The following is a 14,387-nucleotide window of genomic DNA, read 5'->3' on the forward strand; positions in this document are numbered from 1 at the left end:
TTCCAGTTTGGCAAGGCAAAATTTCGGCCTCACCAGGGAACGTTCTACATGCAGCCCTTTTTCAGCGACCCTTTTTGCGGCGGATGAGAAAGTGAATAAATAAAGAAGTCTGAAGATGGCGCCGGATGTCACTTTAGTAAATCTTTTTAAAATGATGTTGTTTCAGTAAAAGGCTGCTGCTAAAGCGGCCTTTTTTACTTGCTTCCTCACAGATTGATAACGTCCCCGTAACCCCGCCCGCGAGATAACGCGATATAGTTGTAAAGATCCTCCCGAATTCTGCCGTTAATGATCGCTCAGGATGCCCACTTTACTTGCCCGGGAAACAATTATGGTCGATACATCGTTACCGCCGGTTATTGGCCGGAACAGTGAGATGGTTTCAATGGTGAAAATCTGGCAACAGGCTGATTTTTTGATGCTTTTCCTGGCCTGGGGCATGTGGGCCATTGCCTGTCTCATTGGCTGGATGATGGACTCCTTCATGCTGGCGCTCGGCGTTGGCGGGGCGCTGGCGATTGTCGCCACGCTGGTACGTTACGTCTGGCCAGGCCGCCTGATCACTCGACTGTGGTTTGCTTTTACCCTGATCGCGTTTTCCGCGCTGTTGATTCAACTCGGTCAGGGCGAGGTTGAATATCACTTCTCCATCTTTGTGCTTCTTTCCGCCTTACTCGCTTACCGCGACTTTCGTCCGTTGCTGATGGGGGCTGCCACCGCTGCCGTTCACCACGCACTGTTCAACTATTTTCAGGAAAATGACCTCTACGGCATCGTCTGTTTTACGCATCCCGGTTTCCACATGGTGGTGTTCCACGCCATTTTCGTGGTGGCACAAACCGCTATCCTGATCTTTATCGCTCACCGTATGGCCGCGGATGCCCGCGCGGCGTGCGAAGTGGCAGAGCTGGCGGCGTGGATTAACCGCGAACCCGGGCGCCTGACGCTGGGGCAGGAAGACAATCAAAGCACAACGCCGTTTGCCCGCACGTTCAGCAGCACGCTGGGTACCATGCGGGGCACGCTGAATCAGGTAAGCGAAGGGGTCAGCACGTTACTTGAGGAATCAGACAGTATTCTGCAACGTAATGCTGCGCTCTCGCAGCGCACCGATGAGCAGGCGAACGCACTGGCCGTTGCTGCAACGGCGATGGAGCAGATGAGTGAAGCCGCCACGTTGACCAGTGAAAAAGCGCATGCTGCACAGCAGCTGGCGCAGGGCGCGAACAGGGTGGCAAAACGCGGCGGCGAGAATATCGCCTCCGCGGTGAACTCGATGACGCAGATCGAGCAGGAGTCGCAGCGCATTAATGTCATTCTGGAACTGATCGACGGCATCGCCTTCCAGACCAATATCCTGTCACTGAATGCATCTGTTGAGGCGGCTAATGCGGGTCAGCACGGTCAGGGTTTTGCCGTGGTGGCAGCGGAAGTGCGCATTCTGGCGGGGCGTTGCGAAAATGCGGCCAAAGATATTCGCCAGCTGATTTCGACCTCCGTAGAGCGCACGCACAGCGGTACTGAGCAGGTGGCCGAAGCGGGGAAAACGATGCAGGAAATTATTCAAACCATTAATGGATTGAATGACCTGGTGCAGGAGCTGGCTGATATGAACGACCAGCAGCTCGCCAGTATCACGCAGATGAAAGACAGCGTGGAGAGCATTGACAGCAGCGTGCAGCACAACCTGAAACATGTGGCAGAAACGCTGGAGGTTGCTCAACTGCAACAGCGCCAGGCAGAGGCCGTTCAGCAGGCGATTGCTGTCTTCCGCTTTGCCTGAGGTGCGTCAGTGCCCGGCGGCGTTCATCACATCAATGCAGTGGGCTACATCCTTTGCGGCAGCCTTTTTTTGCTCCATGCTGAGCGCCTGATATTTCTCAATCGACGATCGGCCCAGCCGATCGTCATAGCTGACCTGTTTGACCGAGTAAGAGCTGTTTTCGTTAATAATCACCGTACGCATTTTATCGGCGAAGTCCTCCTCGCTGGACGGTGTGCCCATAACATCCACGGCGACACAGGCAGCGGCGTCATAATGCGGATCGTGGGCCGGGCTTCTGAACATAAACCACCACAACGACAGTATGGCGGCAGCGAGCACTAACAGCGGGAACAGCTTTTTCATCACATCAACTCAATTCACCCGGAGCGGGCTATCATCAGGGGGCGCATTATACGGAGATATGCGCCCTGGGCGACCAAAATAAGCCTGACGGCGCTCAGCCATGCATCTCGCGCAGCAGCGCATGCAATTGTTCCGCTGGCTGTGGCTTACTGAGAAGGAATCCCTGTAACCGATCGCAACCTGCTGAGGCCAGCATCAATCGCTGCTCTTCAGTTTCCACCCCTTCAGCGGTAACAGTAATACCCAGACTGTGCCCCAGCTTGATCACTGATTCAACGATAGTGGCTGAGTTTTCGCGTACCCCTAGCGACTGGATAAAGGCGCGATCGATTTTAATGGTATCAACCGGGAACTGGACCAGATAGCTCAGGCTGGAATAACCGGTGCCGAAATCGTCGAGTGCGATGCAGAATCCGGCGGCGCGCAGGGTCTTAATGGTTTTCAGTGCATGCTGTTCATTTTCCAGCAGCACGCCTTCGGTAATTTCCAGTTCAATTTGCTGCGGATTGATCCTATGGCGCGCCATAATCGCCATCAGATTGTCAATAAACCCAGGGGCAAGGAATTGCAGCGGTGAAACATTGACGGCAACGATCAGTTTTGGGCAGGTGATGGCCAGTTTACAGGCCTGTTCCAGCACCCACTCGCCCAGAGTCACAATCAGCCCGGTCTCTTCGGCAATCGGCACAAACTCCGCCGGAGAGATGTTGCCAAGCTGCGGATGGTGCCAGCGCAGTAGCGCTTCGACGGCAATCATTTTTTGGCCGCTGACATCCATAATCGGCTGATACCACTGCATTAAGCCCGTCTCATTTTCCAGTGCCAGATGGAGTTGCTGCGCCAGTCGCTGACGTTTTTGCAGGGCTTCATCCATGGCCGGCACAAACAGGCAGTAGCGGCCACGGCCTTCCGCTTTGGCTGCATACAGGGAAATATCAGCTTTGCGCATCAGCTCCAGCCGTTCCAGCCCATGTCGCGGCGACAGTGCCACCCCAATACTGACGCCTACCCACAGCGTATGACCGCGCAGCGTCATCGGTTCGGCCAGCCGGGCAATAATTTTTTGGCACAGTTCGGCAACCTGCTGATCGTCTTCTACATCACCGATCATTACCACGAACTCATCCCCCCCAAGACGCCCGACGGCATCCTGTAGCGGTAACAGCGACGACAGCCGTTGACCGATCTCGACGATCAAATCATCACCCGTATGGTGGCCATAGGTGTCGTTGATCATTTTAAAGCGATCGAGGTCGAGCAGCAGCAGCGCCAGCTTCCCGCGCTTCAGAGGTAACTGATGCAATCGCTCATTGAGCTGTTCTTCTATCCAGGCGCGGTTGGGCAAGCCGGTGAGCACATCATGGCGAGCCAGATGTTGGGCGTGCGCTTCGCTGGCGGCGAGGCGGCGCATTGAGCTGGAGAGCTTGAGAGACGAGTGCCACAGGCGGCGCGTCATAATGATGCACATCAATGTGATACTCAAAATGGCCACCGCAATCAGCGGGCCCGTCACCATCAGCATCTGGCTGCCGGGGCGCATCGGTATCCAGGAGACACTGCTGACGGGAATACTGCTTGCTGAGGTCAGGAGAAAACCGGCGCTGTTGGGCTGGTCTGGCACGCTGGGGGTAAAGCGAAAATGGCTGACCACACCGCGATGCTCAAGGAAATCGATAAAGCTGTAATGCAGATAGCGGATAAACACCAGTCGTCGCCCGGAATGGTCCGGCAGACTGCCGATCACCACCTCCGCAACCCGACCACGCAGGCGGATAAAATCATGGATCAGCGTCGGCGATGCCGTAGGAAGCAGCCAGTGCGATAGTGACGGGCTGAGCGCATCGTAGCTGGAAACGGGGGCCATCTTGCCCTCCAGCCAACTGACCACGGGACGCTGCTCTGCATCCAGGAGATATATTTCATTATCGCCAGCAAGCTGAAACAGCCAGCTGCCAAATTCTGTGGGCTTGGCCAGTTGTGAAATTAGATCCGGCCCATTCAATAGATTTTTGTGCTGAAGAGTAAAGTCGACCAGGTGCTGGGCGAAAATATTTTCAATAACCTGTTGTTGTTTTTCTTGTGCTTTGGCATTGCTTTGCACGGTGACCCAGTATGCAGTAAATCCGCATCCCATAAGGGAAAAAAGCACCACGGCCACGACGGGGGCGACAACGCTACGTATAAACTCGCGGCGTAGTTCAGCTACCGTGCTGTATTCGATTTTCATTGATATTCCAGGATAAACGAGTCGTTGCCTCAGGAAATAATGGTCCTGTTTAGCGCAAACATTACCTCATTACGTATTATTGGCAAAGTCAAAGACGTTATTAAATATCCGTTTATCCGAAACTCACGTCAGGAGAGGAGGATTTCTTTATCTCTGGCGCAATACACTGAATGATGAAGGGGTTACCTCTCGTGGAGAGACACGCCCGGGAGGGTCATCAGCATGAACAGCCCGGGAGTGTATTCATCAGAACGCGAGTTTCCCAGGTGTAAATTCTCTGAACGCATTGTCTGCGGGATGATAGCCCAGCACTTCACGGGTACGGGTCAGATCAAAACGCTTGAAACGATTATCCGAAATACCGTAACCGATGAAGAACGTGATATTTTCCGCTTCGACAGCGCCCGTCAGTAGCCGGACGGCATCTTCCGGACTGAGCCATGCGCTGTAATCGCGGGCGTTATGAAGGTTGTCGGCGTGCCTTTGTTCAAAAGCACCGATTCTGAGTGCGACGCAGCTCAGGCCACGCTGCGTGGCATAAAATGAGCACAGCGCTTCACCGTAACATTTCGTGACGCCATATAAATTGGCGGGCGACACTTCCATTCCGGGATGGATCTGTACGTCGACAGGATATCCTTCAATGGTCTGCGCACTGCTGGCAAAAACGAAGCGCTGGCAGGGGGTTTCTGCCACGGCTTCCATCAGATAGGTCGTGGTCAAAATATTCGCGGGCAGCAGATCGGTGAAAGACGCATCGGCGTCAGGTATTCCCGCCAGATGAATGACCGCATCAACCGGCTCTTCCGCCAGCAGTTCCGCTGCCGCACCCGGCTTTGACAGATCCAGTGATATAAAACGGTGTGGTGAGGAGACGTCATAATCTGCTGCCACCCGGTCAGTCAGGACAAACCTGTAATGATTTTTCATCGCGCTGAAGAAGGTTCGCCCTATACGTCCACTGGCACCCGTCATCAATATTTTTTTTAACGCCATTCAGTCAAACTCCAGAGGTTGATCAGGCCGCCATTGTGCAGGGTTCAGACCGTGCTGCAAACAGGATCCTGTGCCCATCAATCAGAACAGAGAGCTGCCCGTCATTCTGTGGTGTTTTACAGCCGCCTGCGTTGTGCTTAAGCTTTGATGGGATAGCTGACCAGCGGCTTGATCTCTTTCAGCACAAACATACTCTGCATCTCTTTGATGCCTGGCAGGCGGCGGATCACCTTCATAGCAAAGTCGGCGTAGGCATCGAGATCCTGCGCCACCACCTGTAACAGAAAGTCCGCATCGCCGCCGATGCTGTAACAGGCCACCACATCGTCCAGTGCAGTCACTTCCTGCTCAAATTTGCGTGCTTCAGCCTCGCTGTGGCTGTCGATCGATACGCGGACAAAGACCATCACCCCCAGGCCAATTTTCTTGCGATTCAGCACGGCACGATAGCCTTGAATCACCTCATCCTCTTCCAGCTTGCGCACTTTACGCCAGCATGGCGATGCCGACATACCGATCTGGTCGGCCAATGTCTGATTGGTCACGCGCGCATCATTTTGCAGCAGCGCCAGAATTTTCATATCGATAGCATTTAAGGTCATCTGGTCCGATTCTTCTTAAATTGAGATTGCAGTGGGTTAATCTTGCCCTTTTTAAGCTTTTTTACAACAGATTGAGACAACCTTTTCCGGCCGTGCTGCGCAATAATATTTGCCAGACTAATGTGACTGACACCAGGGAATACCGATGAAATTTGACGCCACGCAGCACCGTTGTACCATTATTATCGACAATCAACTCAGCCCCGGGCTGGCCATGAATGCCGCCAGCGTCATTGGCATCAGCTTTGGCCGCACGGTCGACAATCTGGTGGGGCCAGACCTGCAAAGTGGCGATGCGGTGAACTATCCGGGCGTGATCTATGCCCCGTTGCCGGTGCTGCTGGCAGAGGGCAGTTATGTGCAACAGTTACTGTCTATCGCCACTCAGGATGAGGATATCTACGCCATGCCGTTCAGCGCGCTGGCACAGTCGTGCCGGACGTATGAAGAGTATGGGGAACGTATTTCCACAGTCAGCAGCCCACAGATTGAGCTGGTCGCGATTGGCTTAATCGGGCCAAAGAAGAAGATCACGCAACTGACGGGGAATCTGGCGCTGTATAAGTAGAGGGTGCAATGAAGATTATCGACAGTGACATTCGTAATGTGGTCAGCGGGCAAAATGTTCGGGTGATGACCCCGGCAAACATCTATGAATGTGTGTTACAGGATGATGTGTTTGTCGGCCCGTTTGTCGAGATCCAGAAAGGGTGCGTGATTGGGCGCGGCAGTCGTATTCAGTCGCACACGTTTATCTGCGAGAACGTCACGCTGGGTGATCACTGTTTTATCGGGCATAACGTCACCTTTGCCAACGATCTGTTTCACAGCGGCAAACCGGATGCGGATGCGCAAAACTGGCTGCGCATCACGCTGGGGGACAATGTTACCGTGGGCAGCGGCGCGACCATTCTGACGGAAACGATATGCGGCGGTGCGGTGATTGGGGCGGGCAGTGTGGTGGTGAAACCGGTGACCATCAAGGGAATTTATGCCGGCAATCCTGCCCGGCTAATCAGAACGCTGTGAACCTCTTCGCCTGTATAGGCGACCCTTTTTCCAGACTGGCCCATCCCCGCAAGAGAATGCCCGCTGTGGGATTTTAAAACCTCCATGGCATCTCGATCTAATGTAGGGGGCGATCGTCTTTTCCGATCGCCCCGTGCTGATGGCGGAGAGTCCGGTGTCAGGTCCGGGGCCAGTTTGAGCACGCCGGATCGGCAAAAGACGCATCCCTGCGGGCCTCGGCACGCGCCGTCCGGCTTACCTCAAACTGGCCCCATCCCCGCAAGAGAGTGCTTGCTGTGGATTTTAAAACCTCCACGGCATCTCGATCTGATGAAGGGGGCGATCATCTTTTCCGATCGCCCCGTGTCACAGATGGGCAGTGGTCAGGTGATAAATCGTAAAATAACGAAGAACTGGTTATCGACAAGCGTATTACTCTGAGGGTGGAAGGAGGAACTTTACCCTATGCGTAAGTCACTTAAGGTATTTAGCGGAATCATTATCGTGGTTGCCATTGCGCTCACCTGGGCCTGGCCCTGGATTAAAATGGACTTCGCCGGGAGCGCTCACTATACCGAGCAGGATAAACGGGAATATGATTTTTATACGCCTGACATACTCAAAAACATGCCGCGTATCTCTCCCCGTTATTCGTTTGATTACGCCAACATCACCGGGCCTGCAACGCATGTGTATGCCATGAAATTTTACGATACAGATACCACTCGTGAGGTTGAAAACTATCTGGCGTCTTTGGGATACAGGCAAGTTAAGTGTGATGTTGACGCAGTGTGTTGGCGTAGCACCGACCCTGAGGAAGCCATTTATGTCGATACATTGAAGGGGGAGAGAACCGTTATTGTGCAGGTGGTTTATCACTTCACATAACCGTTTTCGGCGGGTGAACACCACAAGATGGGGCGGAGAGTCCGGTGTCAGGTCCGGGGCCAGCTTGAGCACGCCGGATCGGCAAAAGACGCATCCCTGCGGGCCTCGGCACGCGCCATCCTGGCGCGTGACGCCCGGCTTACCTCAAACTGGCCCCATCCCCGCAAGAGAGTGCTTGCTGTGGATTTTAAAACCTCCACGGCATCTCGATCTGATGAAGGGGGCGATCATTTTTCCGATCGCCCCCTGCCAACGCTGGACAGCGGCCTGATCAACGTGACCCGGAATGGAAAAGGATTATCTTCAGAACGATGCTGCCATCGGTGTTTTACTGACGGCATAATCGACTAAAGTGATTGCCGGCGTGCCTAACTGATACGTGCTTTTAACAGGGAGTGATCTGTGTCTGATACCGTTACCCACCCATTGACCTGGCAGACTGACCCGGCACTCGGCCTGTTGCCAGTGCAACTCTGCGAGTGTATTGAAAACCTGTTGCTGCCTGCCGGGCTGGTCGTGACCCATGCGCCGCAGCGCGAGGCAGAAAGTGCCGACTACGGAGCCTGTCGCCTGTCGGTCAATCATCAAACCGTGGTTTTCCGTGTTGCGCGTACCACCCCGACGAAAGTCGGTCAGTTTGTCACGCTATGGCAGCGGCCCGGCGGGGTCAATGAGATTGCCCCGCTGGACAGCGAGCAGGGAATTGCCGCTGTGATGGTGGCCGTCTTTGATGAGGAGAACCGCGGTATTTTCCTGTTTGATGGCGACATTCTGGTGAAGCAGGGCGTGTTCTCCCGTCAGGGCGTGGGCGGCAAGCGTGCGTTGCGTGTTTACGCGCCCTGGGTCACACCCCTGTCGCGCCAGGCGCTGAAAACACAGCAGTGGCAGAGCCGCTATTTTTATACGCTGCATTCTGAATACTCTGCGGGTGGCGATGTGTGGCAGGGGCTGAATCGTGAGAACCGGGGAAGCTAGCCCCCACGACATGATGATGTTGGCGTAGGGGCCAGCTCTTTTTTCCGGTCGGCCGTGTTGATGGTGTGCACCTTCTTTTCAGCTCGACGTTACTCCGCAAAAACCTCAATCCCTTTACGATCAAGGGTGTTTAACAGGCGAAGGGCGGCGCCATTCGGCTTTTTCTCTCCACGTTCCCATTTTGAGATGCTGGCTACTGTCATATTCATCGTATAGGCAAGTCCGGCCTGGCTGATCCCCAAACGGTCACTCATCGCCCGGATATCTTTGCCTTCCATTGCCATAATTTTTGGCAACTTTTCGCGAATTTCCTGAGCTTTGATGCGGGCATCCAGACGTTTGACTGTCTCATCTGAAACGGCGCCGATTTCATTAAAACTGTGCGCCATTTCCTGTAGTTGTTTAAGACGGCTCATAACAATATACCTCTCTTAATCTGCCTGTCTCTATTGCCTTATTAATAGTCTGAGCTGACATGCTGAGAAAATCGTGAGCAAATAATGCCCTCTCATTGATGATCAAGTGGTCTGATGGGCTTGCCGATGATGATTTTCAAACATCTTTTTTATCATAATACTGTGTTCAAAATGCCAACCTTTGTTACCTGCCTGCCATGACAATAAATAATTAAATCAATATGTTATGCACTATATTTGCACATTGCTGTGTGCCAGGATAGTGCAGATATCGCTCTGATAAACACACCGACAGTGCCCACGCGGCGTACTGCCTGCCCCCGCAATCCTGGCCTGTTAATTGCTTAGTTAATCCTGCTAACCCTTTAGCCTGACAATGGCGTCAGTCAACGTTAACCATCCCAACATCCCCCTTTCTCTTTCATGGCGATCATGAAGGGCTTCCCGTGGGGAAAATAAATTAAAAACAGCATCAGGAGTGTTTATGGCTATCAGTCGGCGTTCATTTATCAGTGGCAGTGTGGCATCCGCAGTCGGCATGGCCACGCTGGGGTTACCGAAGTTCAGCTTTGCCGCGGGCGACAACCCGATCAAAGTGGCGACCATTCTCGACCTGTCAGGCGGCCTGGATATTTATGGTAAACCGATGGCCGATGCCATCAACCTCGCGGCGTCCGAAATTAACGCCAGCGGCGGCCTGCTGGGGCGGCCGTTGCAGATGATTACCTATGACGCGCAGTCGAATATGCAGCTCTATGCGCAGTATGCACAGCAGGCCGCGCTGAAAGATAAAGTGGCCGTGGTGCACGCCGGGATCACCTCCGCGTCACGTGAAGTGATCCGCCCGGTACTCGACCGCTTCCGCACCCTCTATTTCTACCCGGCGCAGTATGAAGGCGGTGTCTGCGACCGTAACTACTTCTCCTCCGGCTCCACCCCGGCGCAAACCGTCGAGAAGATGGTGCCTTACGCGATGAAAAAGTGGGGCAAAAAGGTTTACATCCTGGCGGCCGACTATAACTACGGCCAGATCATCTCCTCCTGGGTGAAGAAGTATGTTGCCGATAACGGTGGGGAAACCGTGGCCGTCGAATTCTTCCCGCTGGACGTCACCGACTTTGGTGCCGCCATCTCGAAAATCCAGACGGCGAAACCGGACTTTATCTGGTCGGCGCTGGTGGGCGGGGCGCACCTGTCGTTCTACCGCCAGTGGCACGCGGCAGGCATGACCGGAAAAATCCCGATGGCCTCCACCAGCTTCGGCAGCGGTAATGAACACATCATTCTCTCGCCGGAAGAGAGCAACGGCATGCTGATCTGCGCCAACTATATGCAGGAGATCAACCAGCCGACCAATATCGACTTCGTTAAGCGTTTCAAAGAGAAGTATGGCCCGAATGCCCCTTATGTCAGCGACCTGGCGATGGGCGCCTATCAGGGCTTCCTGCTGTGGGCGGAAGGGGTGAGAAAAGCGGGGGATACCGACCGGATGAAGGTGATTGAAGCACTGGAAAGCGGATTGTCGATTGATTCACCCAGCGGTAAAGCGACCGTCGATGCGGGCACCCATCATCTGACGCTGGATGTGCATATCGCGGAGGTCAAAGACCACCAGATGCAGATCCTCGAAACCTATGCGCAGCAGCCACCGCTGGATACTGCAATGGTGTGCGATCTGAAAAAGAATCCGCGTGACACCAAGCAGTATCAGATACAGCTGTAAGGAGGGAATATGGACTGGATCATTATCTACAGCGTTGAAGTGCTGAACGCGATTGCCACGCTGATTGTCATGAGCCTTGGGCTGGCGGTGGTGTTCGGCATGATGAAGATCGTCAATATGGCACACGGTGAATTTATGATGCTGGGGGGCTATGTGGCGATCCTCGCGACCAATCAGTGGGGCGTGCCGATCTGGATCTCCATGCTGGTGCTGGCACCGCTGGTGGTGGGGATCTTTGGCATCGTGGTGGAGCGGGTGATCATCCGTAACCTCTACGGGCGCATCATCGACACCATGCTGGCAACATGGGGGTTGAGCCTGGCGATTATCGGCTCGGCAACCATGGTGTTTGGCAATACGACGCTCGGCATCAGCTCCCCGCTTGGGGGCGTGACCATCGGCAGCCTGAATACCAGCGGTTATGCGCTGTTTATGATCGGCTTCTCGCTGTGCCTGATGCTGGCGCTGTGGCTGCTGCTGAAGTTCACCACCATCGGCCTGTGCGCCCGCGCTACCATGCAAAATGCACGGATGGCAGCGGCGCTGGGCACCAACCCCGGAAAAATCTACAGCCTGACCTTTGGTCTGGGGGCGGCGCTCTCCGGCCTCGGCGGGGCACTGCTGGCGCCGATCACCGGGGTGATCCCGACGATCGGCATCAGCTATATCGCCAAAGCCTTTATCACCGTGATCGGCGGCGGTAGCGCGATCATTGCCGGAACGCTCACCTCCTCAACGCTGTTTGGTTCTATTTCGCAGGTGGTCACCTTTATGTCTACGCCCGTGTTTGGTGCGGTGGCGCTGCTGCTGTCGGCCATTGTTCTGCTGCGCCTGTTGCCGCAGGGCATTACTGGTCGCTTCTTTCGGAGATCCCTGTGATGAAAACATGGCCTGAATGGGTAAAAACACTGCTGGTGGTGATCCCGGCGGCGGGGGTGACGCTGTGGTTATCCGGTGCGCTGGAGCTGTACACGCTGCTGTCGCTGACGGTATTTCTGGTGATGGCGATCCTGTCGCTCAGCCTGGCATTTATCTGGGGCTACGGCGGTATTCTCTGCTTCGGTCAGGCGGCGTTTTTCGGTATTGGCGCTTACACCTACGCGATCTGTGCGATTAACGTTGGCGACTCCACCTGGGCGGTGGTGGCAGCGATTGTCGTGCCAACGCTGTTCTCGCTACTGCTGGGGTACGTGATTTTTTACGGCGGCGTCAGCGACGTCTATCTGGGAGCGATCACCCTGGCGGTCAGCCTGGTGCTGTTTAACTGGATGAACTCCACCTCCGGCAGCGAATACCGCCTGGGTGAAGCGCTGCTCGGCGGTTTTAACGGCATGCCATCCGTGCCAACGCTGAACGGCCTGTTCAGCCCCGACGATATTCTGTCGCCGGAAGCGATTTTCACCGTCACTGGTTTCTGCCTGCTCCTCTGTTACGCGCTGCTGAAGCTGACGCTGGCCAGCCGCTTTGGCAAAACCGTGGTGGCGATCCGTGAAAACGAACAGCGCGCCGGGCTGCTGGGCTATAACGTCCCGGCCCATAAGCTCGGCACCTTTGCCATCGGCGGTGCGATTGCCGGGGCGGCGGGCTGCCTGTACGTCAACTGGGGGGCATTCGTCAGCCCCGGCGTCTTCAGCATCAGCCAGTCGGCGCAGATCATTATCTGGGTGATTGTCGGCGGGCGCGGCACCTTAATCGGCCCGGTGATCAGCTGTGTGGCGTTGCAGTGGCTGGTGACCCGGCTTGGGGCGCAGCAGAGCGTCGACACCAATCTGGTACTGGGGGTGATCCTCACCGCCTTTGTGCTGCTGATCCCCGGTGGACTGTTGCCCACCTTACAACGGCTGGTACGGCGTAAAGCCAGACCACAAGCGGATGCTGAGATATCGGAGGTGAAACTGTGAACAGCCGGATTATTCTGCAGACAACGAAAATGGGCGTCAGTTTTGGCGGCGTCCATGCGGTAAAAGAGGTGGATTTCACCCTGCGTGAGGGCGAACTGCGCTGCCTGATCGGGCCGAACGGCGCGGGGAAAAGCACCTTCTTCAAGATGCTGAGTGGCCAGGTGCTGCCTACGCGCGGCGAGTGCCGTTACCGCGACCAGGTGATCTCTGGCCTGAAACCCTGGGCCATCGCCCGGCTCGGCATCGGAATTAAAACCCAGGTGCCCAGCGTATTCGAGGGCTTAAGCGTCTATGAAAATCTGTGGCAGGCGGCAGCGGTCAAACTGCCGAAAGCGCAGGTCCCGCAGCATATTGCCCAGGTGCTGGAGCAGATCGATCTGGTGGCCAGCGCCGACACGGTGCTGTCTGAGATGTCGCACGGTCAGCGGCAATGGGTGGAGCTGGGGATGATCCTGATTTCAAAACCCGATCTGGTGCTGCTGGACGAGCCTGCCGCCGGGATGACCTGGCACGAAGTGCGCAAAACCGCCGAGCTTATCAAAGAGATCAATCTCAACAGTACGGTCGTGGTGGTGGAACATGACATGGAGTTTATCAGCATGATCGCACAAAAGGTGACGGTGTTTAACCAGGGGGAGGTGCTGGCGGAAGGCACCTTCCGCGAGGTCACGCAGAACCCGGCGGTCAAAGAAGCTTACCTCGGAAATACGGAGATCAAACATGCTTGAACTGAAAGGGCTGGTTTCCGGTTATGACAAAGTGCCGGTGCTGCATAACGTTGATCTGTTTGTCGGTGCCAAAGCCTTTACTGGCATTCTGGGCCGTAACGGCATGGGGAAAACCACGCTGCTGCGCGCCATCATGGGCGAACTGCCCGGCTGGCAGGGGCAGGTGTTGCTGAACGGCATTGATATCAGCCGCTATGAGGCGCATCAGCGCGCGGTGGCGGGCATTGGCTTTGTGCCGCAGGGGCGGCAGATTTTTCCCACGCTGACGGTGGAGGAAAACCTGCGCATGGGCTGTGTGAAAAACTTCGCCAAGGCGGTACCGATGGTGGAGCGGATGCTGGAGCTGTTTCCGCGACTGAAGCGGCTGGTGGCTCAACCCGGCGGATCGCTGTCCGGCGGTGAGCAGCAGTTGCTGGCGCTGGCCCGCTGCCTGTGCGGTGAACCGCAGCTGGTATTGCTGGATGAGCCAACGGAAGGGATCCAGCCGAATATCTGTGAGGAGATCATCGAGACGCTACGCGTGCTGCGCCATGAAATGGATATTTCTATTATCCTGGTGGAGCAGGACATCGAATTCCTTTATGCGCTGTCCGACCGTATTCATGTGATTGAGAAGGGCGCGATTGTTGAGGTGATTGACCCGCGCCAGACCAGCGCGCAGGCGATTGCCGAACAGCATATCGGGTTCCATGTGGCGTAGGGATGACCTTCTGTTTCGGTCTGCCCGCAAACCCTGGCGCGTTGAATATAATTACCGTCCTGCGCGGCACAGTGTGGCAAAGCACAACGCGTTAC

The 14,387-nt window shown here is 55.3% G+C and carries 15 protein-coding genes and 1 pseudogene; 10 read left to right on the forward strand and 6 right to left on the reverse strand.

Annotated features, from left to right (window positions below; genetic code table 11):
• Positions 1 to 331: 331 nt before the first annotated feature.
• A complete protein-coding gene (locus WH279_RS07975; RefSeq protein WP_339455677.1) occupies positions 332 to 1,783 on the forward strand; it encodes a methyl-accepting chemotaxis protein in 1,452 nt (483 codons plus the stop codon).
• A gap of 6 nt (positions 1,784 to 1,789) precedes the next feature.
• Here WH279_RS07975 and WH279_RS07980 read toward each other — a convergent pair whose 3' ends face one another.
• The 4 genes from WH279_RS07980 to WH279_RS07995 all read right to left on the reverse strand — a co-directional run bounded on the left by WH279_RS07980 (position 1,790) and on the right by WH279_RS07995 (position 5,953).
• Positions 1,790 to 2,128 (reverse strand): hypothetical protein, encoded by a 339-nt coding sequence (locus WH279_RS07980; RefSeq protein WP_339455679.1) that lies wholly within the window; start codon positions 2,126 to 2,128, stop codon positions 1,790 to 1,792.
• A 94-nt stretch (positions 2,129 to 2,222) separates the two neighbouring features.
• Positions 2,223 to 4,355, reverse strand: a complete 2,133-nt coding sequence (locus tag WH279_RS07985; protein ID WP_339455681.1) for a putative bifunctional diguanylate cyclase/phosphodiesterase — start codon at positions 4,353 to 4,355, stop codon at positions 2,223 to 2,225.
• A gap of 246 nt (positions 4,356 to 4,601) precedes the next feature.
• Positions 4,602 to 5,351 carry an NAD-dependent epimerase/dehydratase family protein gene (locus WH279_RS07990; protein ID WP_339455683.1) on the reverse strand — a complete coding sequence of 250 codons (750 nt, stop codon included), beginning with the start codon at positions 5,349 to 5,351 and terminating at the stop codon, positions 4,602 to 4,604.
• 137 nt (positions 5,352 to 5,488) lie between these two features.
• Positions 5,489 to 5,953 (reverse strand): Lrp/AsnC family transcriptional regulator, encoded by a 465-nt coding sequence (locus WH279_RS07995; protein WP_339455685.1) that lies wholly within the window; start codon positions 5,951 to 5,953, stop codon positions 5,489 to 5,491.
• 145 nt (positions 5,954 to 6,098) lie between these two features.
• On the opposite strand from WH279_RS07995, the gene WH279_RS08000 reads away from it, so the two are divergent.
• The 4 genes from WH279_RS08000 (at position 6,099) to WH279_RS08015 (ending at position 8,824) form a co-directional block, all read left to right on the forward strand.
• On the forward strand, positions 6,099 to 6,521 hold the full coding sequence (locus WH279_RS08000; RefSeq protein WP_339455687.1) for a DUF2000 domain-containing protein: 423 nt from the start codon (positions 6,099 to 6,101) through the stop codon (positions 6,519 to 6,521).
• A gap of 8 nt (positions 6,522 to 6,529) precedes the next feature.
• A complete protein-coding gene (locus WH279_RS08005; RefSeq protein ID WP_339455689.1) occupies positions 6,530 to 6,982 on the forward strand; it encodes an acyltransferase in 453 nt (150 codons plus the stop codon).
• 444 nt (positions 6,983 to 7,426) lie between these two features.
• Positions 7,427 to 7,849 (forward strand): hypothetical protein, encoded by a 423-nt coding sequence (locus WH279_RS08010; RefSeq protein ID WP_339455691.1) that lies wholly within the window; start codon positions 7,427 to 7,429, stop codon positions 7,847 to 7,849.
• Positions 7,850 to 8,251: 402 nt separating this feature from the next.
• A complete protein-coding gene (locus tag WH279_RS08015; RefSeq protein ID WP_339455693.1) occupies positions 8,252 to 8,824 on the forward strand; it encodes a MepB family protein in 573 nt (190 codons plus the stop codon).
• Between the two features lie 89 nt (positions 8,825 to 8,913).
• Here the strand turns inward: WH279_RS08015 and WH279_RS08020 are convergent, their stop codons facing one another.
• Together WH279_RS08020 and WH279_RS22725 are read right to left on the reverse strand one after the other, a co-directional pair.
• The gene (locus WH279_RS08020; protein ID WP_339455695.1) at positions 8,914 to 9,240 is read right to left on the reverse strand and encodes a helix-turn-helix domain-containing protein; all 327 of its coding nucleotides are present in this window, start codon (positions 9,238 to 9,240) and stop codon (positions 8,914 to 8,916) included.
• A pseudogene (locus WH279_RS22725) lies at positions 9,227 to 9,319 on the reverse strand (type II toxin-antitoxin system RelE/ParE family toxin); the annotation flags it as partial. The pseudogene WH279_RS22725 and the gene WH279_RS08020, both read right to left, overlap by 14 nt.
• A 405-nt stretch (positions 9,320 to 9,724) precedes the next feature.
• On the opposite strand from WH279_RS22725, the gene WH279_RS08025 reads away from it, so the two are divergent.
• From WH279_RS08025 to WH279_RS08045, 5 genes are read left to right on the forward strand one after another with little or no spacing between them, the layout of a single operon-like run.
• A complete protein-coding gene (locus tag WH279_RS08025; protein WP_339455697.1) occupies positions 9,725 to 10,963 on the forward strand; it encodes an urea ABC transporter substrate-binding protein in 1,239 nt (412 codons plus the stop codon).
• A gap of 9 nt (positions 10,964 to 10,972) precedes the next feature.
• Entirely contained in the window at positions 10,973 to 11,842 is an 870-nt protein-coding gene (locus WH279_RS08030; protein WP_133843641.1) for a branched-chain amino acid ABC transporter permease, read from the forward strand.
• Positions 11,842 to 12,864: a branched-chain amino acid ABC transporter permease gene (locus WH279_RS08035; RefSeq protein ID WP_339455700.1), complete on the forward strand. Its 1,023-nt coding sequence runs from the start codon at positions 11,842 to 11,844 to the stop codon at positions 12,862 to 12,864. The genes WH279_RS08030 and WH279_RS08035 overlap by 1 nt, the downstream gene beginning before the upstream one ends.
• A complete protein-coding gene (locus WH279_RS08040) occupies positions 12,861 to 13,592 on the forward strand; it encodes an ATP-binding cassette domain-containing protein (protein ID WP_339455702.1) in 732 nt (243 codons plus the stop codon). Before WH279_RS08035 ends, WH279_RS08040 begins: the two co-directional genes overlap by 4 nt.
• Positions 13,585 to 14,292 (forward strand): ABC transporter ATP-binding protein, encoded by a 708-nt coding sequence (locus WH279_RS08045; RefSeq protein ID WP_339455704.1) that lies wholly within the window; start codon positions 13,585 to 13,587, stop codon positions 14,290 to 14,292. Before WH279_RS08040 ends, WH279_RS08045 begins: the two co-directional genes overlap by 8 nt.
• Positions 14,293 to 14,387: the final 95 nt, after the last annotated feature.

The organism is Erwinia sp. MYb375 (assembly GCF_037479175.1).
Lineage (GTDB): Bacteria > Pseudomonadota > Gammaproteobacteria > Enterobacterales > Enterobacteriaceae > Erwinia > Erwinia rhapontici.

Bases quoted from the DNA above. Each gene is read 5' to 3' on its own strand.
- WH279_RS08045 (WP_339455704.1), top strand. From the start codon at position 13,585: ATGCTTGAACTGAAAGGGCTGGTTTCCGGTTATGACAAAGTGCCGGTG.
- WH279_RS07990 (WP_339455683.1), bottom strand. From the start codon at position 5,351: ATGGCGTTAAAAAAAATATTGATGACGGGTGCCAGTGGACGTATAGGG.
- WH279_RS07985 (WP_339455681.1), bottom strand. From the start codon at position 4,355: ATGAAAATCGAATACAGCACGGTAGCTGAACTACGCCGCGAGTTTATA.
- WH279_RS07980 (WP_339455679.1), bottom strand. From the start codon at position 2,128: ATGAAAAAGCTGTTCCCGCTGTTAGTGCTCGCTGCCGCCATACTGTCG.
- WH279_RS08035 (WP_339455700.1), top strand. From the start codon at position 11,842: ATGAAAACATGGCCTGAATGGGTAAAAACACTGCTGGTGGTGATCCCG.
- WH279_RS08025 (WP_339455697.1), top strand. From the start codon at position 9,725: ATGGCTATCAGTCGGCGTTCATTTATCAGTGGCAGTGTGGCATCCGCA.
- WH279_RS08020 (WP_339455695.1), bottom strand. From the start codon at position 9,240: ATGAGCCGTCTTAAACAACTACAGGAAATGGCGCACAGTTTTAATGAA.
- WH279_RS08030 (WP_133843641.1), top strand. From the start codon at position 10,973: ATGGACTGGATCATTATCTACAGCGTTGAAGTGCTGAACGCGATTGCC.
- WH279_RS08005 (WP_339455689.1), top strand. From the start codon at position 6,530: ATGAAGATTATCGACAGTGACATTCGTAATGTGGTCAGCGGGCAAAAT.
- WH279_RS07995 (WP_339455685.1), bottom strand. From the start codon at position 5,953: ATGACCTTAAATGCTATCGATATGAAAATTCTGGCGCTGCTGCAAAAT.
- WH279_RS07975 (WP_339455677.1), top strand. From the start codon at position 332: ATGGTCGATACATCGTTACCGCCGGTTATTGGCCGGAACAGTGAGATG.
- WH279_RS08000 (WP_339455687.1), top strand. From the start codon at position 6,099: ATGAAATTTGACGCCACGCAGCACCGTTGTACCATTATTATCGACAAT.
- WH279_RS08010 (WP_339455691.1), top strand. From the start codon at position 7,427: ATGCGTAAGTCACTTAAGGTATTTAGCGGAATCATTATCGTGGTTGCC.